This window comes from Streptomyces sp. NPDC051286 (genome assembly GCF_044455345.1).
In the GTDB taxonomy this organism is placed as follows: Bacteria; Actinomycetota; Actinomycetes; order Streptomycetales; family Streptomycetaceae; genus Streptomyces.
This window is the reverse complement of sequence record NZ_JBITER010000021.1, coordinates 118943-139700: the sequence shown is the minus strand read 5'-3', so window position 1 is coordinate 139700 and position 20758 is coordinate 118943. Positions and strand designations below refer to the sequence as shown.

The window sequence follows — 20758 nt, the reverse complement described above, 5'->3', positions numbered from 1 at the left end:
CGCGGGGGGGTTTTGGGTCGGGTAGTGCCAGCCCCCCAGTGGGGGCGGGGGGACCCGCGCCGCCCCCCGCCCCCCCCCCCCCCCGGCGGGGGGGGGGGCCCCCCCCCGGGGGGGGCCCCCCCGGCCCGCACTGCCCCACCAAGCCTGCAACGAGGTACCCGCCACATGACCACCGCAGCCCCGCGCCCCACCGACCACCGCAGCCGACTGCGCGACACGAAGGCCGCCCCCTACTGGCTGGACCGGCCCGAGCACCCCGCACCGCTGCCCCGGTTGACCGCCGACACCACCTGCGATCTCGCCGTCGTCGGCGGCGGTTACACCGGGCTGTGGACCGCCCTGCTCGCCAAACGCGCCCACCCCGAACGGGATGTCCTCGTCCTCGAACAGAACACCTGCGGCCACGCGGCCAGCGGCCGGAACGGCGGATTCTGCTCCCCCAGCATCACCCACGGGCTCGCCAACGGCGCCGACCGGTGGCCCACCGAGGCCCGGTTGCTGCACCGCCTGGGCATGGACAACTTCGATGCCTTCCAGAGGGATCTGGACACCCACGGCATCGACTGCGGATTCGTACGCAGCGGCAAGGTCACCGTCGCCGCCACGCCATGGCAGGCGGAAGGGCTCAAGGGCGCCCACGCGCTCGCCCACCAGTACGGCGAACAGACCCGGCTGCTGGACCGCGACGAACTGGGGAGCTACGTCGACTCCCCCTCGTGGACCGCCGGCCTCTGGTCCCCCGACTACGCGCTCCTCGACCCTGCCCGGCTTGTCTGGGGCCTGCGCGCCGCCTGCCTCGACCTCGGGGTCCGCATCGCGGAGCACACCGAGGTCACCGACCTGACCACCCGTCACACCGGGCGGGTCCGCCTCGCCACCCCCTATGCCGCGGTCGGCGCCCGGCAGGTCGCCCTCGCCACCAATATCTACCGGCCCCTGCTCAAGCGCCTCTCGCTCAGCATGATTCCGGTCTACGACTACGCGTTGACCACCGAACCCCTGAGTGCTGAGCAGCTCGCCGCCATCGGCTGGAGCGGCGAGCACGGAATCACCGACGCGGGCAACCAGTTCCACTACCTCCGCAAGACCGACGACAACCGCATCCTGTTCGGCGGCTACGACGCCATCTACCCCTACGGCAGCCGGGTCGACGAGCGCCTCACCCAGCGCCCCGCGACCTTCGACGCCCTCGCCGCCCAGTTCGCCGAAGCCTTCCCCGCCCTCGCCGACGTCCGCTTCTCGCACTCGTGGGGCGGGGTCATCGACTCCACCACCCGCTTCTGCATGTTCGCCGGCACCGCCGCGCACGGCCGGATCTCCTACGCCCTCGGCTTCACCGGACTCGGCGTCGGCGCCACCCGCTACGGCGCCCAGGTCATGCTGGACCTGCTCTCCGGCCAGCGCACGGAACGGCTCCGGCCCGCCATGATCCGCCGCCCTCCAATGCCCTTCCCCCCGGAGCCGGTCCGGTATCTCGGCATCGAGGCAACCCGGTGGTCCATGGCCCGCGAGGACACGCACGGCCATCGCAACCTGTGGCTGCGCACCTTGGACCGACTCGGCCTCGGCTTCGATTCCTGAGCCGGGCAGGATAGGCCCGTACGACCAAAGTTCCAGGCCCGCACACCGTGGCGGGCCGTACATGAGAGCCGGAGCAACAGCATGAGCACGCTGGGTGGCAGCCCCCTGGACGACACCGACCGCCAGATCATCGCCGCACTCCAAGCGGACGGCCGCCGCCCGTACAGCCAGATCGCCGACGAACTGGACATCCCCGCCTCCTCCGTGCGATACCGCGTCCAGCGCATGGAGGAGAACGGCACCCTTCAGATCGTCGGCATCGCAAACCCGCTCACCATCGGCTTCGACCGGTTCGCCATGGTCGGCATCCGGGTCAGGCCGGGCAGCGCCCAGGAGGTCTGCCGACGGCTGCGGGAGCTGCCCGAGACCTCGTACGTCATCATGACGGCAGGCACCTACGACGTGATGGCGGAGGTGATCTGCCGGGACACCGACCACTTCACCGACCTGATGAACCGCAGACTGCATCACATCGACGGAGTCGTCTCGACCGACTCGTTCTTCGTGCTGGAAGTGCACAAGCTGGCGTACGGCTGGGGCGTCGGTGAAGTGGACACCTCGCTGCTCGACGCCCCGCAGCCGCCGCTCAGCGCCGGTCTCGACCAGCGCGCCTGAGCCGCGTCGCGAGCATCGGCTCGCGAATCTCATATGCACATGGCCGTGATGGGTGTCGTCGGTGAGGAACTGATGCGTCCTCGCGCCCTCAGAGAGCCGGATCGGCACGCCGACGTCGTACGAGCCGGCCGCTGCCGCATCGCGCAGGAACGAGTCGCCCAACCGGCGCGAGGTGGCGGATCGACGACCATGTACCCGTCGATCCGCCACCGAGTCCGTCGGAATCCTGGCGTACTGCGCGCCGATCACCCGAAGCACGGCCTCGTCCGCGGTGGCATGCAGCGGACCTGCCCGGTCCACCAGTGACGGCGGGGCCTCAGCGCGGCCATGCGCCTCGTCACCGCTGCCACACCCGCCCCGGTCGCCGGCTCGGGCACCGATCGCCGCCACCACCCGTACGGCGCGCAGTTTCAGGGCGGTTCGACGTCGACACGGTCGGGGTGCCCGGCCGTGGTCGCGGGCAAGGACGAAGGCGAAGACGGCGACATGGATCCCGACGCGGCCGGGGACACGGAAGTGGACGGCCGGCCGCTGTCCGCGACGTTGCCGAGGAGCCCGTGGTGCCTGCGCGCAGTCCACCGGTACCGAGCAGCAGTGCGCACCGGACGACCGGTTGTCGCATGCGATGCCCCGTTCCCGTTCGGAGACTGGTTCGCCCGGACTCGGAGCCGTACAGATTTCGATGGTCAGGCATGAATAGCTTCATCATCTTCCATTCACCCGGGCGCGACTGCCAGCATCGGCGCACCGTCACCCCGTGAGGGAGAATCCGATGAATCGTCCCCGTTCTCTGCGCTGCCTGGCAGCCCTCGCCGTCCTGGCCCTCGCTGCCACGGCCTGTGGACGCTCCAGTCAGGGCGATGCCCCGTCCGGCAGCGCCTCGCAGACCACCGCCGGCCGGACCGCAGCCGAACTGCTCCCTGCTCAGTACCGGCAGAAGGGTGTGCTGCGCGTGGCCACCGCGGTCGGCTATCCGCCGATGGAAATGTACGAGCCCGGGACCACCCGGCTCACCGGTGTCGACCCTGACCTGGCCAAGGCCATCGCCCAGCGGCTCAAACTGAAGCTCGAACTCACCAATGCCGCCTTCGACGGACTGATCCCGGGGCTGGAATCCGGACGGTTCGACCTCGTCATGTCATCCATGACCGACAGTGCTCAGCGGCGCCAGGCGGTCGACTTCGTCGACTACTTCCGCACCGGCGGCGTGATCATGACGAAGAAGGGCAATCCACAGGGCATCAAGTCGCTCGCGGACCTGTGCGGGAAGGCCGTCGTCCTCGCCAAGGGCAGCTCGAACCTCCAGATCGGCGAGGAACAGAACGCCAAGTGCCAGGAGAAGATGCGGATCTCCCAGAGCGAGGACGCACCGACCGGGCTGCTCCAGCTGGACAGCGGACGTGCGGTCGCGACCATCGTCGACTATCCCGTCGCCAAGATGTTCACCAAGAAGAGCAACGCGTACGAGGTCCTGCCGGAGCAGTACGGCACCGCCCCGTGGGGCATAGCGGCCGCGAAGAGCCAGGCCGGACTGCGCGACGCCGTCCACAAGGCCCTGCAGGAACTGATCGACGACGGCGCTTACAAGAAGATCCTCGACACCTGGGGAGTCGGCGACAGCGCCGTACCCGCGGCCACCGTCAACGACGGGCAGTGAGAACGGACATGAGCCACCAGAAGATACCCGGCGCCGCCCTCGGTGCGGCGCCGGATCCGGCCCCCGCGGACGCACGACCGCAGGAGAACGACCTGTCCCTCCAGGTGACCAAACGCCCTCGTCCCGGGCGCTGGCTGGCGGTCCTCGCCGCGGCGCTGTTCGCGGTATGGCTCGCCTACACCGTCATCGTCAATCCCAACCTGCACTGGGACATCGTCGCCGAGTACCAGTTCGACGGCGTGATCCTCAAAGGCCTCGGGGTGACCATTCAGCTCACCCTCGTCTCGATGGCTCTCGGCATCGCCATCGGGATCGTCGTCGCGGTGATGCAGCTTTCCGACAGTCCCGTACTGCGTCTCACCGCCGGCGCCTATACCTGGTTCTTCCGGGGCACCCCACTGCTGGTCCAGCTCATCTTCTGGTTCAACCTGGCCCTGCTGTTCCCGGTGATCAGCATCGGTATCCCCTTCGACGGCCCGAAACTCATCAGCTGGCAGTCCAACCAGGTCATCACCGGATTCGTGGCGGCACTGCTCGGCCTGTCCATCAACGAGGGCGCATACATGGCCGAGATCGTTCGAGCCGGTATTCAGAGCGTGGACCCCGGCCAGCGCGAGGCAGGCGCATCCATCGGCATGTCGAACCGTCAGATCCTTTCCCGAATCATCCTTCCGCAGGCGATGCGGGTCATCATCCCGCCGTTCGGCAACCAGTTCATCTCCATGCTCAAGACAACTTCGCTGGTCTCGGTCATCGCCGGCGCCGATCTGATGACCGTCTCCCAGCACCTCTACCTCGCCAACTTCGAGGTGGTCGCGCTGCTCCTGGTGGCTTCGCTCTGGTACCTGGTGCTCACCACGATCGCCAGCATCGGCCAGCACGCCGTCGAACGCCGCTACAGCCCCGGCGCCGCTCCCGGGCTGCGGAGCAGGGTACTGACCAATCTCGTACCCCGGCGCGCCAAGAAGGGGGCAGTGGCATGAATGACGTGATCCTCAGGGCCCGCGGGGTCCGTAAACGATTCGGTGACACCGAGGTACTCAAGGGCATCGATCTCGAAGTCGGCAGCGGTGAGGTGCTCTGTGTCATCGGCCCCTCCGGGTCCGGGAAGTCCACGCTGCTGCGCTGCTTCAACCACCTTGAGCAGATCGACGCGGGGCGGGTGTGGATGAACGGTGAACTGATCGGCTACGAGCAGCACGGCCCGTCCGGCCGAGTGCTGCGGGAACGGCGCGCCCGCGACATCCGACGCCAGCGCGAGGGGATCGGCATGGTGTTCCAGCGGTTCCATCTGTTCCCGCACCGCACGGCGGTGCAGAACGTGATGGAGGGGCCGGTGACCGTGAAGGGCCGGTCCCGAGCACAGGCCGAGAAGCAAGCCCGGCAACTGCTGGCCGACGTCGGTCTCGCAGACCGGGCGGACCACTACCCGGGGCAACTGTCCGGCGGGCAGCAGCAGCGCGTGGCGATCGCCCGCGCACTGGCCATGGAGCCCACGCTCATGCTCTTCGACGAACCCACCTCCGCCCTCGATCCCGAACTCGTCGGCGAGGTCCTGGGCGTCATGCGCGACCTGGCCCGCAGCGGTATGACGATGGTCGTGGTCACGCATGAGATGGGTTTCGCCCGCGAGGTCGCCGACCGTGTCCTGTTCATGGATCAGGGCGCCGTCGTCGAGGCGGGGAGCCCGGAGCTTCTGTTCACCGACCCGCGGCACGACCGCACGCGGGCCTTCCTGTCGACGGTGCTGTGATGGGCCGCCCCCTCGATCTGCTGCTGCGTGGTGGCACGCTCGTCGACGGAACCGGCGCACCCGCCAGGGAGGCGGACATCGCGGTGGTGGACGGGCGGATCGCCGTGCTCCCCGCCGGTACGCCGGCGGCGGCGGCCGAGACCCTCGATGTGACGGGCCGGGTCGTCACACCCGGCTTCATCGATGTGCACACGCACTCCGATGCCCTCGCGGCCCCCCTTGACAGCGTCGGCACCACGGATCCGACGGACGATCTCCGCCTTGCGCCGCTGCTCCAGGGCGTCACCACGGAGATCTGTGGCAACTGCGGAACCAGCCTGTTCCCCTCGCTCCCGGAACGGCTGCCGGTACTCGCCGAACATCTCAGGGTGACGTTCGGACTCGGCCCGGTCCGGCCGGCGGTGGACTTCGACACATTCGCCGCCGGGCAGGACCCCGCCCTGCGCCGCACCCATATCGCCTCGCTCGTCGGCCATGGCACGCTGCGCGCGGGAGTGATGGGCTTCGAGGCCCGCCCGCCCGGGCCCGACGAACTGGACACCATGTGCACGCTGCTGGACCGGGCGCTGACCCAGGGAGCGGCCGGCCTGTCCACCGGGCTGATCTACCCGCCCGGCACCTACGCCGGCACCGAGGAGATCGTCGCGCTGGCCAGGGTCGCCGCGCGCCATGGCAAGCCCTACGTCACTCATCTGCGCGACGAGATGTCACATGTGGAGTCGGCCCTGGAGGAGGCCCTGGAGATCGCGGTCCGCTCCGGCGCTCCGTTGCAGATCTCCCACCACAAGACCGCGGGCCGGCACGCCTGGGGTGCCACGCTGCGCACCCTGCCCCGGCTGGAACAGGCGCGAGCCGAAGGCGTGGACGTGCTGTGCGACGTCTATCCGTACACTGCGGGAAGCACCGTCCTGCACGCCATGCTGCCCCCGTGGACGAGCGAGGGCGGTGTCGGCGCTCTGCTGGAACGGCTGCGCCGGCCGGAAACGCGCGACCGGATCAGGGCGGACATCGCTCAGGGCGTCAAGGGGTGGGAGAACACCGTGGGAAACGGTGGCTGGGATCTCATCACGGTGGCCGCCGCGCAGGCCCACCCCGAGGCCGAGGGCCGCAGCATCGCCGACCTCGCCGCCGAGCGCGGCGTCCACCCGGTCGATCACGCATGCGACCTGTTGCTTGCCGAGCAGGGCGAAGTGACCATCATCAGCCACTCCATGCGTGAGGACGACGTACGACGGGTGCTCGCCAGCCCGTTGTCGATGATCGGCTCGGACGGCGTCCCCAAACCCGGTCGGCCGCATCCTCGTTGGGCGGGGAGTTTCGCCCGTGTGCTCGGCCATTACGGCCGCGACGAGCAGCTGCTCCCGCTGGAGAGCGCGGTGCACAAGATGACCGGACTGCCGGCGCGGCGGTTCGGACTCACCGGCCGTGGTGTGGTCCGCGACGGCGCCCTCGGCGATCTGGTCGTGCTCGACCCTGCGTCGGTGCGCGACACCGCCACCTTCGACCGTCCCCTGCTGGCACCGGAAGGCATCGATACCGTCGTGGTGGCGGGACGGGTCGCAGTACGAGGCGGCTGCCCGACCGCGGTACGGGCGGGAGAAGTGGTGAGGATCCGATGAGTCTGGCCCAAGTGGCCGCAACGGCGCGGCGCTCGGCCGCGCTGCCGCTCACCCTGGCTGTCGCCGCCGTAGACGTCGACGGCGGCGAGACGGTGGGGGTCGACGAGCGCACCGTTCTGCCCGTCGCGTCCGCCTCGAAACTGCTGCTGCTAGCCGAGGTCGCACGCCGACTGGACACCGGGGAGCTGCTCGCCGACCGAACCGTGCACGTCCTCGACGAGGACATGGCGGACGGTACCGGTCTGCTGCGCCGGATGAGCAGGCGTGGCTGGACCGTCGAGGACCTGGCCTGGCTGACCGCTTCGGTGAGCGACAACACCGCCACCAACGCACTGCTGCGCCTGGTGGGGCTCGAGTCCACGGCCCGGCTGGCGGCGGATCTCGGGCTCGAGCGCCTCACGCTGCACGACAAGGTCCGTGACATCCGGGGCCTGGACGTGCCTCCCGTCTTCGCCACCGGCACAGCACAGGACCTGGCGCGGCTGGTGACCCATGCGGTACGGGGCACGATGAGCTCCCCGGCGGCCTCCGCCGGGCTGCTGCGCTGGATGCGCGCCAACACCGACCACGGCCTGGTCCCCGCCTTGGTGGATCACGACCCTTACGCCCCGGGCTTCCCGGACCCGCTGCCGGAAGGGCTTCTGGTCGCCAACAAGACCGGCACCGACACCGGGGTGCGCGCCGACGCCGGTGTCATCGTCGGGCGGCGCCGACTGGCCTATGCGGTGGTGGCGCACTGGGACACGGTGCTGGGCCCCAGCACCGAGCGGGCTGCGGTCCATGCCATACGGGACGTCGGCCGGACTCTCGCTGCCTGTGCCCGACGCGGGCCTGCCGAGTGAGGTGCGGGCCCGGGTGGTCACGACGGGCGGGCCGAAAGCCGACCGGCTTTCCCCCGCCCGTCGTGACCACCCGAGGCGCACTCCGACCCCCGGCCCGGGGGTGCGGCCCGCCCGTCGGGAACAGGCCGCAGCAAGGTCCGCCGGTCAGGACCACTGCATCTCCAGCAGTGACCGGATCTCCTCTGCGGCCGAGCGCAGCTCGGCGAGGAAGATCCGCAGCAGCGGGTTGCGGTTGGTAGGCCGGGTGGCGACCCCGATGCGCCGGTGCAGTTGGGGGTGGTCCAGCCGGCAGACGTGCACGCCCGTGGTGTCGCCGAGCCCGAGAGCCGGGACGAGCGCGATACCCATGCCCGCGCGCGCCAGGTTGATCGTGACCTGGTAATGATCGCTGCGGCAGCGGACCCGGGGCCGGAACCCCTCGGCCGCACACGCGCGCTCAAGAACCGGCTCGCCTGTCTGACCGCCGTGCGTGCCGATCCAGCTCTCGCCCTCCAGGGCGGCGAGCCGGACCGCGCTGCACCGCCCGAGGCGGTGCCGCAGGGGAAGGACCACCAGTTGCGGCTCGTCGAAGAACATCTCAACCCTCACGGTCGCCTGCCGGCACCAGGGGTCCATCGGATGCTCGAAGACGACCGCGGCATCCAGTCGGCCCGCCTCCAGATCGGGTACCAGCTCGTGCGGCTGCCCCAGGATCAGCTCCAGTTCGACCTGGGGCCGCTTCGCCGCGAACGCCGACAGCGCCCGCGGCAGCAACTCAAGGCCCGAGGAAGCGAAGAAGCCCAGCCGCAGGAGACCGGCCTCACCTTCGGAGTGCGCCCGCAGGTCGTCCTGTGCGACGGCCATCAGGTCGGCGACGGCCTGCGCGTGCTCGGCCAGTCGCACACCGGCTGCCGTCAGCCGCAGGCTCTGCGGCTGACGTTCCACCAACGCCACCCCGAGCTCCTGCTCCAGCCGGGCGAGTTGGTGCGAGATCGCGGACGGGCTCAGATGCAGCGCCCGCGCCGCGGCCACGATGGTGCCGGTGCGGGCTATTTCCAGCAGGACGAGCAGGCGGGCACTGTTCAGCATCGGGTCAGGTTAGGCCCTGCCGACGCACTGCGTCGCCACGGCACCGGACCGCACCGCCGCCGCAGGCGCCAGGAGCCCGGCATCCTCGTCCACATCCAGACGCAGCAGGTCCTCCTCGGTCTCGCGGCGCACCACAGTGCGGGCACGCCCGTCCGCCACGAAGACGACAGCGGGACGCGGCAACTTGTTGTAGTTGGAGGCCATGGCGTATCCGTAGGCGCCGGTGACCGGCGTGGCCAGAAGGTCTCCCACGCCCACATCGGCCGGGAGTGCGGCGCTGTCGACGATCACGTCGCCGCTCTCGCAGTGCTTGCCGACCAGCCGTGCCCGCAACGGTCGAGACGCGTGCGGGCAGCGCGGCAGGAACGCCTCGTACCGGCTGCCGTACAGGGCGGGACGCAGATTGTCGCTCATACCGCCGTCGACACTGACGTAGGTCCGCACGCCCGCGATGCGCTTGATCGTGCCCACCCGGTAGAGGGTCAGCCCCGCGCGGGCGGCGATGGACCGGCCGGGCTCCACGGTCACCTTGTCGCCCCAGCCCGCTTCACGCACCGAGGTACGCACCCGGGCCGCCCAGTCAGCGAACGACGGCGGGGCCTGCCCCGCCTCGTAGGCGACGCCCAGGCCGCCGCCGACGGTGAGCCGGCGCACCCGTGACTCCGCAGCGAACCGTGCGACGGCCGCGGCGCCCGCCGCGAGTTCTGCTGTGTCCAGGACCTGGGAACCCACATGTGCGTGGACGCCCTCCAGGATCATCGCCGAGGAGCCGAGGGCCCGCCGCACGGCGGCCGAGGCGGTTCCGCCGACGAGGCCGAAGCCGAACTTCGAGTCGTTGCCGCCGGTCCGGATGGCCTCGTGAGCGCCGGCGGCGACACCGGGCGCCACGCGCAACTGCACCCGGGCCGGCGGCAGGTGTTCATCGGTCCGCAGACGCTCGATGCGGTCCATCTCGTCGAAGCTGTCGACCACCACGTGTCGCACCCCGGCGGTCATGGCCATGCGCAGCTCCGCCTCGTCCTTGTTGTTCCCATGCAACACGATCCGCCCGGCCGGCACACCCGCGTGCAGCGCGACCCGTAGCTCGCCGCCGGAGGCGACATCGAGCAACAGCCCCTCTTCATGGGCCAGTCGAGCCATGGCCGTGCACAGAAACGCCTTGGAGGCGTAGGCGACATTGTCCCGGCCGAAGGCGGCGACCGCCTCCCGGCAGCGTCGGCGCAGATGCTCCTCGTCATACACGAAGAGGGGTGTTCCAAAGCGCTGTGCCAGGTCGGCGAGCAGGACCCCTCCGACGGCCAGCCCTTCTGGACGGACCTCGGACGTGCAGGGCAGCAGGCCCGTTTCGATGGCTGACGTCATGCGTTCCTCCCGGAAGCCGGCTCGCAGTCATCCTGCGGCCTGCACGGGGGTCACAAAAGCGCATTCTTCTATGGCTGAGCCTCATGGAATTCGATGCTCGCGCCGTTCGATGGGCCACGGCGATGCATCGACGCCCGGACTGGAGAGCGTCGGCATGGTGTGGTGGTCAGTACCCTGACGCCTCGGTGTCCGGTGTCACGCGTTACTCCGCGACGTCCAGGGCCTGGCACACCGCGCCCATCGCAACGGCTCGTTGGCCGAGCACCGAGGCGTTCAGCCCGACACCACCCGGGTGTGCGAACACAGATGCCCGCGCACCGGGCGGAGCAGGGTCTCCCCCACCCGTGGCACGCCGCCGATGACGACCCGGCCCGGATCGAGAACCAGCAGGAGTACGGCGAGGCCTCGGGCGAACCGGGCGGCCACCCGTTCCACCACCTCGACGGCGACCGGGTCACCCGCTTCCGCCGCTGCGAAGGGCGGTGCAAATGTCGTGGGCGTCACCCACGGGAGCACCGGCCTCCAGAGCCCGCCGGTGAATGGCCTCGGCGCCGACCAGCATGCTCCTCGTCCGGCTCCGTCACTCCCGTCTGCCCACTCGTTCAACGGTCTTCGCCCGAGCTTCGTTCCTCGCCTCCCCTGCGCGGGGCCTCGCGCCTCCGCAGGCCAAGCCGGCTGAGCAGTCCTGCTACTTGGACAGGAGCGGAATCGCGCACAGGAGGAGGGACCGGGACAGAGACAGGGCCAGGGACCGAGCAGTCCGGATCGGGTCGCCGGTCGTCCCCCGGATGAGGTGCAGGACGGGCCTCGCGCGCACTGTCCAGTTCCAGGGCGAGATTGACCCTGCGCCAGAGGATCTCGTCCGGGTCGTCGGCGCGCATCAGCTGCGTCACGGTGTCGCGAGCGGCGACGGATCCGGGTGGCCCGAAGACCGGACCGGGCTGGACCTTCCTGAGGTACGCACGCTCGTACGGATCGTCGACCACTTCTGCCAGCTGCACCGGATCCAGCGCGCCGGCAAGCACCGCAGCCCGCGCCCAGGGATCCTCCGCGCGCCTCAGCAGGCGCTCGATCCGGTGCGAGCGCCAGTTGCGCGTCCGCCAGTCGGTTCCTGCGCCCAGACATGCCCTCATCCAGGCTGGGCTGTTCCCGGTCAACAGCTGCGGCGCCGCGGCCGCGAACCCGAGGAGCTCCTCGGCCAGGTAGAGCCAGACAGTCGCCCGGTACCGGTTGAGGTAGAACGCGACAGGCGTGATGCATCCGGCCCTGGCCAGCCTGGTAAAGCGGACCGGACTGATGCCGAGGAGCCGCGCGCCCTCCGCTGTCCCCACCGTCCGCACCCGTTCTCGCACTGCGTCCGGGAACCCGTCCCCCGACCGCAGCCGGTCGACCTCCTCCCGCCTCACCCTGGGCCTGCCACCAGCCTCCGCCGTCACGGTCCGCACGATGCCCAGGTGCACGGCGAGCTCGAATTCCCCGCGCCTCAGGTTCAGCTGCTGCGCCGCCCTCCCTGCAGCCACCGTCGCGCCGGATTCCGTCCGGTCGACTTCTGTCAGATCAGTTTTCGACGGATCGGCCTTCGTCGGATCGATGTCCTTCAGGTCGATGTCAGTCGAGGCGTTCTGCGAACGCCGAGATCCTGCGCGCGGTGCCGCGGCACGCGTCGCATCCGTCATGGCCATGGCCATCCTCCCCCGTACAATTGCGGTGACTCTCTGTGATCACCGTAACCGAGGAGAGAGCCTTTCGCCCGGCCTGTGGACAACCCCCACAGGCCGGGCGAATAGTGCAGTCGACAGGGGACCCGAACCGTCAGAGCCGGTTGATTTCTCCCCCGGCGCCCTGACGCGCGCTGACCCCCAGGTGCTCTCCGACTTTGTTCACGAGCAGTGTCATCTCGTAGGCGACCTGACCGACATCGGCCTCGGCCGCGGTCAGCACGCAGAGGCAGCTGCCGTCTCCCGCGGCTGTCACGAAGAGAAGCGCCTCGTCGAACTCCACCATCGTCTGCCTGGCTCTTCCTGCCCGGAAATGCCGTCCCGAGCCTCGCGCGAGGCTGTGCAGCCCTGACGAGACCGCGGCGAGATGCTCCGCGTCCTCACGTGCCAGGCCCGTGCTCGCCCCCGTCACCAGGCCGTCGTTCGACAACACCAGCGCGTGCCGTATGTGCTCGACCCGGCCGGTGAGATCGTCGAGGAGCCAGTCAAGTTCCCTGTCCAGCGCCATTTCCCCGCTCCTCCCCGCTCATACGTTCCCCGTGCCCCACGTGTACGCGTAAGCCTTGCGCACAGCGCACGTTGGGGCAACCGCCCCTCCGATTCGTGCTCGTCGTCCAGACAGGGGTCAGCCGACCGAGTCGAGGAGCCGGGCTGTGTGCATGCGGCCCGCGTACTCCACCATGCGGATGAGAACTTCCTTGCCGGAGTCGCGGTCGCGTGCATCGCAGAGCACGACGGGTGTGCCCAGGTCCAGGTCGAGCGCACGGGACACCTCACGCTCGCCGTAGGCCCGGGCGCCCGCGAAACAGTTGACGGCGACGACGAAGGGGATTCGGCGGTGTTCGAAGTAGTCGACGGCTGGGAAGCAGTCCTCCAGCCGCCGGGTGTCCGCGAGGACGACCGCTCCGAGTGCCCCCTGGGAAAGCTCGTCCCAGAGGAACCAGAAGCGGTCCTGTCCCGGTGTGCCGAACAGATAGAGCGAGAGACCGGACCGGATGGTGATGCGTCCGAAGTCCATGGCAACGGTGGTGGTGGTCTTGTGATCGACTCCGCCGATGTCATCGACAGACTGTCCGGCCTCGCTGAGGAGTTCCTCCGTCCGCAGCGGCCGGATCTCGCTCACCGCACCGACCAGAGTCGTCTTGCCGACCCCGAACCCGCCGGCGACCAATATCTTCAGTGCGAGCGCGTCGGTGCCGGCCTCTTGGCCCGTTCCCCCGACGGTCTCCCCACCCGTTCTGCCAGCGTGCTCGGAAGGCATCGATCACTTCTCTCACCCGTGAGCCTCAAGACGTAAAAACACAGTTCAGAGACGTCTTGACGGGCTCGGTTCGGTATCTGTGGGCAGCAGTACGGTGGACAGCATGGCAAGCAGCCGTCGGCCCCGAGCAACGTGATCGGTTTTTGACCGTAGTGGCCGAACAGAGATCGTTCGATGTCTGCACGAGGTCACTATTCGAGCCGAATTCGAACGAGGTTCGAGCCGGAACCGATCCAGAGGGTTGGACCTCGACCCTCGGGCCGACCACGACTGCCGCCTACACTGTCGCTTCGAGGCGCTGGAAACGGTCCGGGTGGACAGGAGAGCAAGAGTGTCGAGAGGTGCCGGCGGCAACTTCGTGGATCCGCCCGCGGAGGTGCTGGCGGAGGCGGCCGCCGCCTTCGGTCTGCTGGCGACGCCTGCGCGCCTGCACATCGTATGGGCGCTGTCCCAGGGCGAGAGCGATGTGACCAGGCTGGCGGAGCGGGTGGGCGGGACGCTGCCCTCGGTCAGCCAGCATCTGACCAAGCTGAAACTCGCTGGTCTCGTACGCTCGCGGCGCGAAGGCCGCCGCCAGGTGTATCTGGTCGACGATCCTGATGTGGTGACGGTGGTACGGCTGATGGTCGGCCAGCTCGCCGCACGGGCCGGGCATGCTCCTGCGCAGCCGGTACGCCTCCGTGAGCTCGGTGCCTGAGAGCAGCGCCGCCACAGGGCCCGGAAACGGCGATCCCGACGGCTCTCCCCCAACCGTCGACGCACCGACAGCGAGCACGGCGGTCGGCCGGACCGCCTCCACCGACGCGACAGAGGTAGGGCCGGACGGGGCCGAATTGACGTCGTTGCAGGTGCTGCGTTCTCTGGACAGCGGACCGCGCGGACTTCTGGAGACGCAGGCCGAGGACCCGCTGTCGGTGTACGACGGCGTGGCAGCCCTGCCGTTCGATCCGGTCCGCCGGCTCGCCACCGCGGTCGTCCGCCGTCCTGGAAGGCTCGGCGCCCACACCCTCGTCACCAAGGGAGCGGTGGAGGCGGTGCTGGAACGGTGCGCGCTGGACGACAGCGAGCGGGACCGGCTGGGTGCCCTGGCCGCACGCGAGGCCGCGAGCGGTCTGCGGCTGCTCGCCGTGGCCCTGACCGAGCGAACCGCCGGACTCGGTACGTACACACCGGCCGACGAGTGGGGGCTGACCTTCCTCGGCTTCGTCGCCCTGCGGGACGCTCTCGCGCCGACCGCTGCCGAAGCGCTGGATGTACTGGAGCACCGCGGTGTCGCTGTGAAGGTCCTCACCGGCGACCATCCGGGGACCGCCGCCCGTGCCTGCCGCGATCTGGGCCTCGACCCGGGCGAGGTGGTGTCGGCGGACCGGATCGACGTAATGTCCGAGGCCGAGCTCGCGGCGCTCGCCGACCGGGTCGCCGTGTTCGCCCGCTGTACGCCGCAGCACAAGGCCCGGATCGTCTCGGCGTTGCGTACCACCGGACGGACCGCAGGTTTCCTCGGCGACGGGGTGAACGATCTGCCCGCGCTGCACGCCGCCGATGTCGGGATCTGTCCGCGCAACGCGGTCGACGTGGCGCGGGAGACCGCAGGGGTGGTGCTCGCCGAGAAGGACCTCACCGCCATCGCGCGTGCGATGCGCACGCACCCAGCCCGGCCAATCCCAGTGGGCTGCGCGGGCACATCTCCCATGTGGTCACCGATCCGCGGCGTCGGCGCCGCGGGCATGCGGGGGCCTGCCTCGAAGCGCTGCTGACCTGGTTCCGGGAGGAGACGCCCGTCGCGGTGGTCGATCTCCACGCGACCGCCGACGGCGCGGGTCTGTACGAGTCGTTCGGCTTCGCGCCGCCGCGTCACCCCGCCCTGCAGCTCCGGACGGGAGCCTGATCGTGCTCGGTCAGCCGTACGAGAGGTCCTTGCACAGGTCTTCGTCGGCCGACCGCGCCCCGTCGCCGATGGTGGAAGGAGCTGCGCTGGGTGTCGGCGTGGCCTCGGCAGCGGGCGACGGATTCCCCGCGTACGAGGTCCCGAGGATCACCTGGATGCCCGCGGTGCCGGACGCCACGGTCCGTGCCCCGGCGAAGAGGCGCGCGGTGGTCTCCGCTTCGGCCTCGAGACCCGGCCCGTACCGGATGACGGTCGACACGCGGTCCTGACTGCTCGCGGTGGCTGTACCGGTGACGGTGAAGCCGTGGGCGCGCAGGAGTTCGGCGGCGTGGGCCGCAAGGCCATTGACCGTGGTGCCGTTGTAGACGGCGAGGCTGATGCCCGTACCGGAGACGGGTGCGGGGGCGGCGGGCGAGGGCGACGCGTCCACCGGCCTCTTGGCGCTGCGGTCGCCCGTGCCCTGACCGCTGGCGTCCTGACCATCGATCGTCCGGTCGGCCTTGAGCGCCGCCCAGAGAGCGTGGGCCTCCGGTTCGACGATCGCGACGCGCGCGCCCTCGTAACGCCAAGGGACGGTGACGAATCGCGTGTTGCGCAGATCGATGTTCTTCATCGACATGGCGAACTTCAGCAGCCGGTCGGCCGATCCGAGTCCGGGGTCCACGGTCATCGAGTCGGTCGCCGCGTCGGCGAGCGGCAGCAGGGTGGTCGGGTTCAGTCCCTGGGACTTGACCTTCTTGATAAGAGAGCCGATGAAAGCCTGCTGCCTTTTGATCCGTCCGATGTCGGAGCCGTCGCCGATGCCGTGCCGGATCCGCACGTAGTCGAGCGCCCGCTGCCCGGAGACGGTCTGCGGCCCCTTAGCGAAGACGAGTGCGCCGCGCGTGGGCCGGTTCGGGCTGAGGTCCTGCTGGTAGATGTCCTGCGGCAGACAGACCGGGACTCCGCCGACGGCGGAGGTCAGTGCGGAGAAGCCGGAGAAGTCCACGACGACGGTGTGGTCGACGCGCAGGCCAGTGAGGTGTTCCACGGTGTTCTGGGTGCAGGCCGGGTTTCCCTCGGCAGTCTCACCCACTGAGAACGCCCCGTTGAACATGACGTGGTGCTGCGGTGCGGTCCACTCGCCGTTGGGTGTCCTGCACGCAGGGATGTCGACCATGGAGTCACGGGGGATGGACACGGCGACGGCGTGCCGGTGGTCGGCGTACACATGGAGCAGGAACGCGGTGTCGGAGCGCCCCACGGTGCCCTTGCCGCCGCCCAGCTTCCTGTTGGCGCCGGAGCGGGTGTCCGATCCGATGACAAGGACGTTCTGCCCGTTCGACGAGGCGGGTGGCCGGTCGCCCGAGATCCCGTCAGCGCCGAAGGTGTCGATCTGGCCGGTCAGTTTGAGGTAGCCCCAGCCGACCCCCGCGACCAGCAGAACGAGAAAGGACAGTCCCGTCATGGCGGCGCGCCCGAGCCGGCTGCCCCGCCCCCCGCTCGCCGCCTCCTTGCGACTGCCTGTCATTGGTCACCTCATCCGTTCGGTTCCCGCTTCCATGGAGGAAGACGTCCGACCCCACCCCACGGTTGTACAGTTGCGCAACGTGGCAAGTATCGCTGCGCGAATGGATCACAAGACCTACCCCTAGCCGACCGGATCCACCAATTCCGGCAGTCCGAGTAGAAGGACGGAACCAGATGTTGCGCAACGGCCTGGAGCCCTGGCACCTGTTGATTGTCGCGGTTGTTCTGATCGTGCTGTTCGGATCGAAGAAACTGCCGGACACCGCCCGCGCCCTGGGCAAATCCCTGCGGATCCTGAAGAGTGAGGCGAAGGCGATGAAGGAAACCGACCCGCAGTGAGCCGGGGGTGCGGCACGGTATGATACGCGCCGCTCCCGCCATTTCATGGCTTGCGCAATCAGGAAACCCTGGGTACGGAACCGCCGTTGACGCAGTAACGGCGGAAGAAGCGCTGATCAACGGTTCGCTGGACCAACGGAGGAAGTTCATGGGTGTGACCCTGGCCAAGGGCGGCAACGTCTCCCTGTCGAAGGAGGCACCGGGGCTGACCGCAGTGACGGTCGGCCTGGGCTGGGACGTACGGACGACGACGGGCGCCGATCACGACTTGGATGCCAGTGCGCTGCTGTGCTCCGGCGCCGGGAAGGTCCTCTCGGACCTGCACTTCGTCTTCTACAACAACCTCAGCAGCCCGGACGGTTCGGTGCAGCACACCGGTGACAACCTGACCGGCGAGGGCGAGGGCGACGACGAGTCCATCAACGTGGACCTGGCCGGCGTACCGCTGGACGTGGCAAAGATCGTCTTTCCGGTCTCCATCCATGAGGCACAGAGCCGTGGGCAGAGCTTCGGCCAGGTCCGCAACGCGTTCATCCGCGTGGTCAACCGGGCGAACGGCGTGGAGCTGGCCCGCTACGACCTGAGCGAGGACGCCTCCACGGAGACGGCCATGGTCTTCGGCGAGTTGTACCGGCATGGTACGGAGTGGAAGTTCCGCGCGGTGGGACAGGGGTATGCGTCGGGGCTGGCCGGTATCGCGTCCGACTACGGCGTCAATGTCTGATCGCTCGAAGTCGCGCTCCTGAGCAGCGGTTTCAGAGTGCCCGTAGGCCGTTGATCACCTCGCGGAGGATCCTCTCGTCCGGCAGCTGCGCGGGCGGTACGGGGCGGCTGACCTGCACATGACCGGCTTCGAGCAGATCTCCGAGGAGTACACGGACAACGCCGACCAGGAGGTCGGCGTCGGCCGAGAGTTCCGCGACGGACTGGGGCTCGGAGCGGCACAGTGTGAGCAGCGCGCGGTGTTCGGGGCCCAGCTGGGAATCCTCGGAGCTGTCCGGTGCCTGGTCGGCGGCGGAGACGAGTGCGATCAGGTCGAAGTGCACTCCGCCCGGGCCCGGTTCGGTCCGCCCGCCCGTCATGGCGTACGGGCGGACCAAGGGCCCCGCTTCGGCGTCGTACCACTGGCTGCCCGGCAGGTCGGGCGGCTCCGGGAAGCCCTCGATGAATCCGGGGCCCTCGTTGGTCATGTCCACTACTGCCTCCGCCTTCTCAGCCGGCCGGGGACGGGGACACGGAGATGCGCGGCGGGGTACGCAGGTGCTCGCCGACCCGTTTGACGAGCCGGGCCATCTGGTAGGCGACCAGTCCGATATCGGCGAAGGCTGTGCTCAGTACGGCAAGACAGGAACCCTCCCCGGCGGCTGCGACGAAGAGGAAACCCTCGTCCATCTCGACCATCGTCTGGCGCACCTCTCCGGCCTGGAAGTGCCGTCCGGCGCCCTTCGCGAGACTGTGGAAGCCGGAGGCGACCGCGGCCAGGTGCTCGGCGTCCTCGCGGCTGAGGGCGCTGGAGGCTCCCACGGCCAAACCGTCGCTGGAGAGCACCACGGCGTGCCGGACTTCGCCGACCCGGGCCACCAGATCGTCCAGCAGCCAGTCGAGTTCGCCCGAGTGCCTGCGCGCCTCGATCCGCTCGTTCGCGATCACGAGTGGTCTCCTTCGGTGCGGGGACGGAGTGCGGTGGTGGTTGGCGCCGCCGCGCCTGGGGCGGCGCCGCCGCGTACCCAGCCGTTGCGGTAGGCGGTCATGCGGTCCCTGGCCTGTTCCGGGGTGCGCCCGGCCGGTCCGTCCATGCCGTTCCCGCCGTCGATTCCGGTCGGCTCGGGCCGGGACTCCTCGCGCAGTTGCGGGACGAGGTTGGCCTGCCGGACCCGGCGGGGAAGTGAGCTGTCGCCCTCCCCCTTGGGCGCGTGGGTCTCCCGGGCTTCCCTGCTCGCGGGGGCTTCCAGGCTCTGGCGGGTTTCCGCGTTCTCCCGGATCCCGCGGGTTCCGGGCTCGGCCCCGGCCGGCTCATCGCTTCGGTCCTCGACCGGTCTGCGGGAGCGTGGGCTTAGCGCCGTGACTCCGGCGGTGGGACCCGTCTTCGACTCCAGCGCAGGCACCGGAACCGGCGCGGGGAACGCGGTCCCCGCCTGCGAACGCGCCGCACGGCGGCCCGGACCGGTTCCGAACGCCGGAGGGGGTGACGCTGACACGGACGGCCATCATTCCGGTGTAGTGCATGCTGCTGACCGCCGCGCCCATGACGAGCGAGGCGAGTGCGACCGCGCGCGATGACTTGATGTTGAGGGCTGCCCACAGAGCCGCTGTCGCGGCGACGACGGCAATGACCACAGAAAGGACGACCCGCAGGGGGTCGTAGTGGATCGCGCCGTGCAGCCGCAGCGCCGCCATGCCGAGATAGTGCATGCTGGCCACGCCGAGGCCGGTACCGAATCCTCCGACAGCCAGCGCCCGGGTCCGGTCGCGGCTGTAGCCGACGGCGAAGACGCCGCAGCCGACCACCAGCATGGCGCCGAGCAGACTGAGCAAGGTCAGCGGCACGTTGTAGCGGATCTCGGTGCCGGTCACACCGAAGCCGAGCATCGCGACAAAATGCATCGTCCAGATGCCGGTTCCGAGGGCGGAGGCGGCCGTGATCAGCCAGTTGCGGCGCGAACGGCCGCTCGTGTCCAGTGCGCGCACGGTGCAGCTCAGTCCGAGCGCCGCGCCGATCGCTGCCATCGCGTACGACAGTGCAGGTGTCAGCCAGCCGAAGGTGGCGTGGTCCAGGTGTCCCATGGACCGGGGACGCTAGTCGCCATGGCGGCGCACGTTCGGGGCGCATTTCGAAAGCTGCCGGAATATGACAGAGAGATGATCCGGAACGATCAGGCCGCGCTCGAACATGCACACTACTTCCGTACGGGTTCACTCCGGTTGCCGGTGCGCGATCATGTCCCTATGGCCGATGACCACACACACGTCCAGGACTTCTTCGCCGCCCGCGCCGCGGACTGGGACACCCGTTTCCCGGACGACGGTCCGGCCTACGCCGCCGCTGTCGAAGCCCTCGGGCTGCGTCCTGGCGACGCCGTCCTCGACGCGGGTTGCGGTACGGGACGTGCATTGCCCGCCCTGCGGACCGCCGTCGGGCCGCACGGTACGGTCCTGGGCGCCGATCTCACACCGGCGATGCTGGACGCGGCGATACAGGCCGGACGCGACCGCAGTGGTCAGCTGCTCCTCGCCGACGTCGCCCGCCTTCCGCTGCGGGCGGGGGTGCTCGACGCGGTGTTCGGTGCCGGGCTGATCTCGCACCTGTCGAACCCCGGGCCGGACCTGGCGGAGCTGGCCCGCGTCGTACGTCCCGGAGGGCAGCTGGCGCTGTTCCACCCCATCGGCCGGGCCGCGCTGGCCGCACGCCACGGCCGGCAGATCACGGAGGACGATCTGCGGGCCGAGCCCAACCTCCGGCAGCTGCTCGCACGTTCCGGCTGGCAACTGGTCTCGTACACCGATGAGGACGCACGGTTCCTCGCACTCGCCGTGCGCCCGGGCTGA

22 protein-coding genes and 2 pseudogenes are annotated in these 20758 nt (G+C 69.7%); 13 read left to right on the top strand and 11 right to left on the bottom strand.

All coding sequences use genetic code 11. The annotated features are described in order from the left end of the window. The first annotated feature begins 165 nt into the window (after window positions 1-165). From ACIBB8_RS22140 to ACIBB8_RS22110, 7 genes are all read left to right on the top strand, one after another. Window positions 166-1581 carry an NAD(P)/FAD-dependent oxidoreductase gene (locus ACIBB8_RS22140; RefSeq protein ID WP_398954605.1) on the top strand — a complete coding sequence of 472 codons (1416 nt, stop codon included), beginning with the start codon at window positions 166-168 and terminating at the stop codon, window positions 1579-1581. A gap of 81 nt (window positions 1582-1662) precedes the next feature. Next, the gene (locus ACIBB8_RS22135) at window positions 1663-2196 is read left to right on the top strand and encodes an Lrp/AsnC family transcriptional regulator (RefSeq protein WP_398954603.1); all 534 of its coding nucleotides are present in this window, start codon (window positions 1663-1665) and stop codon (window positions 2194-2196) included. 772 nt (window positions 2197-2968) lie between these two features. After that, window positions 2969-3853 carry an ABC transporter substrate-binding protein gene (locus ACIBB8_RS22130; protein WP_398954601.1) on the top strand — a complete coding sequence of 295 codons (885 nt, stop codon included), beginning with the start codon at window positions 2969-2971 and terminating at the stop codon, window positions 3851-3853. An 8-nt stretch (window positions 3854-3861) separates the two neighbouring features. After that, complete coding sequence (locus tag ACIBB8_RS22125) at window positions 3862-4836, top strand: amino acid ABC transporter permease (protein WP_398954599.1); 975 nt, start codon at window positions 3862-3864, stop codon at window positions 4834-4836. Next, a complete protein-coding gene (locus ACIBB8_RS22120) occupies window positions 4833-5606 on the top strand; it encodes an amino acid ABC transporter ATP-binding protein (RefSeq protein ID WP_398954597.1) in 774 nt (257 codons plus the stop codon). Before ACIBB8_RS22125 ends, ACIBB8_RS22120 begins: the two co-directional genes overlap by 4 nt. Continuing rightward, window positions 5606-7225: an amidohydrolase family protein gene (locus ACIBB8_RS22115; protein WP_398954594.1), complete on the top strand. Its 1620-nt coding sequence runs from the start codon at window positions 5606-5608 to the stop codon at window positions 7223-7225. The genes ACIBB8_RS22120 and ACIBB8_RS22115 overlap by 1 nt, the downstream gene beginning before the upstream one ends. Continuing rightward, window positions 7222-8067 (top strand): serine hydrolase, encoded by an 846-nt coding sequence (locus tag ACIBB8_RS22110; protein ID WP_398954592.1) that lies wholly within the window; start codon window positions 7222-7224, stop codon window positions 8065-8067. Before ACIBB8_RS22115 ends, ACIBB8_RS22110 begins: the two co-directional genes overlap by 4 nt. A gap of 144 nt (window positions 8068-8211) precedes the next feature. On the opposite strand, the gene ACIBB8_RS22105 is transcribed toward ACIBB8_RS22110, so the two are convergent. The 6 genes from ACIBB8_RS22105 to ACIBB8_RS22080 form a co-directional block, all read right to left on the bottom strand. Next, the gene (locus tag ACIBB8_RS22105; protein WP_398954590.1) at window positions 8212-9135 is read right to left on the bottom strand and encodes a LysR family transcriptional regulator; all 924 of its coding nucleotides are present in this window, start codon (window positions 9133-9135) and stop codon (window positions 8212-8214) included. A 9-nt stretch (window positions 9136-9144) separates the two neighbouring features. Continuing rightward, the gene (lysA, locus tag ACIBB8_RS22100; protein ID WP_398954588.1) at window positions 9145-10497 is read right to left on the bottom strand and encodes a diaminopimelate decarboxylase; all 1353 of its coding nucleotides are present in this window, start codon (window positions 10495-10497) and stop codon (window positions 9145-9147) included. Between the two features lie 273 nt (window positions 10498-10770). After that, on the bottom strand, window positions 10771-11001 hold the full coding sequence (locus ACIBB8_RS22095; RefSeq protein WP_398954586.1) for an ROK family protein: 231 nt from the start codon (window positions 10999-11001) through the stop codon (window positions 10771-10773). A 98-nt stretch (window positions 11002-11099) separates the two neighbouring features. Beyond that, window positions 11100-12179, bottom strand: a complete 1080-nt coding sequence (locus ACIBB8_RS22090; RefSeq protein WP_398954584.1) for a DUF6397 family protein — start codon at window positions 12177-12179, stop codon at window positions 11100-11102. Between the two features lie 130 nt (window positions 12180-12309). Next, window positions 12310-12723: a roadblock/LC7 domain-containing protein gene (locus ACIBB8_RS22085; protein ID WP_398954582.1), complete on the bottom strand. Its 414-nt coding sequence runs from the start codon at window positions 12721-12723 to the stop codon at window positions 12310-12312. A gap of 117 nt (window positions 12724-12840) precedes the next feature. Then, window positions 12841-13476 (bottom strand): GTP-binding protein, encoded by a 636-nt coding sequence (locus ACIBB8_RS22080; protein ID WP_398954580.1) that lies wholly within the window; start codon window positions 13474-13476, stop codon window positions 12841-12843. A gap of 331 nt (window positions 13477-13807) precedes the next feature. Between ACIBB8_RS22080 and ACIBB8_RS22075 the strand changes: the two genes are divergently transcribed. From ACIBB8_RS22075 to ACIBB8_RS22065, 3 genes and pseudogenes are all read left to right on the top strand, one after another. Continuing rightward, window positions 13808-14173, top strand: coding sequence for an ArsR/SmtB family transcription factor (locus ACIBB8_RS22075; protein ID WP_398954578.1), 366 nt, complete (start codon window positions 13808-13810; stop codon window positions 14171-14173). Window positions 14174-14309: 136 nt separating this feature from the next. After that, window positions 14310-15116 (top strand): annotated as a pseudogene (locus tag ACIBB8_RS22070) (HAD family hydrolase); the annotation flags it as partial. Between the two features lie 53 nt (window positions 15117-15169). Further along, window positions 15170-15259: pseudogene (locus ACIBB8_RS22065) on the top strand (GNAT family N-acetyltransferase); the annotation flags it as partial. Window positions 15260-15374: 115 nt separating this feature from the next. On the opposite strand, the gene ACIBB8_RS22060 reads toward ACIBB8_RS22065, so the two are convergent. Beyond that, complete coding sequence (locus tag ACIBB8_RS22060) at window positions 15375-16811, bottom strand: LCP family protein (RefSeq protein WP_398954616.1); 1437 nt, start codon at window positions 16809-16811, stop codon at window positions 15375-15377. Between the two features lie 236 nt (window positions 16812-17047). Here ACIBB8_RS22060 and tatA point away from each other — a divergent pair, with 236 nt between their 5' ends. After that, window positions 17048-17212, top strand: coding sequence for a Sec-independent protein translocase subunit TatA (gene tatA / locus ACIBB8_RS22055; RefSeq protein WP_327242400.1), 165 nt, complete (start codon window positions 17048-17050; stop codon window positions 17210-17212). 148 nt (window positions 17213-17360) lie between these two features. Then, window positions 17361-17936: a TerD family protein gene (locus ACIBB8_RS22050; protein ID WP_398954575.1), complete on the top strand. Its 576-nt coding sequence runs from the start codon at window positions 17361-17363 to the stop codon at window positions 17934-17936. A gap of 31 nt (window positions 17937-17967) precedes the next feature. Here the strand turns inward: ACIBB8_RS22050 and ACIBB8_RS22045 are convergent, their stop codons facing one another. From ACIBB8_RS22045 to ACIBB8_RS22030, 4 genes are all read right to left on the bottom strand, one after another. Further along, window positions 17968-18402, bottom strand: a complete 435-nt coding sequence (locus ACIBB8_RS22045; RefSeq protein WP_398954573.1) for a DUF742 domain-containing protein — start codon at window positions 18400-18402, stop codon at window positions 17968-17970. A gap of 22 nt (window positions 18403-18424) precedes the next feature. Then, the gene (locus ACIBB8_RS22040; protein WP_398954571.1) at window positions 18425-18862 is read right to left on the bottom strand and encodes a roadblock/LC7 domain-containing protein; all 438 of its coding nucleotides are present in this window, start codon (window positions 18860-18862) and stop codon (window positions 18425-18427) included. Beyond that, window positions 18859-19008 carry a hypothetical protein gene (locus tag ACIBB8_RS22035; protein ID WP_398954569.1) on the bottom strand — a complete coding sequence of 50 codons (150 nt, stop codon included), beginning with the start codon at window positions 19006-19008 and terminating at the stop codon, window positions 18859-18861. The genes ACIBB8_RS22040 and ACIBB8_RS22035 overlap by 4 nt, the downstream gene beginning before the upstream one ends. Window positions 19009-19225: 217 nt before the next feature. After that, window positions 19226-19996, bottom strand: a complete 771-nt coding sequence (locus tag ACIBB8_RS22030) for an MHYT domain-containing protein (RefSeq protein WP_398954566.1) — start codon at window positions 19994-19996, stop codon at window positions 19226-19228. A gap of 162 nt (window positions 19997-20158) precedes the next feature. On the opposite strand from ACIBB8_RS22030, the gene ACIBB8_RS22025 reads away from it, so the two are divergent. Next, window positions 20159-20758 (top strand): class I SAM-dependent methyltransferase, encoded by a 600-nt coding sequence (locus tag ACIBB8_RS22025; protein ID WP_398954564.1) that lies wholly within the window; start codon window positions 20159-20161, stop codon window positions 20756-20758.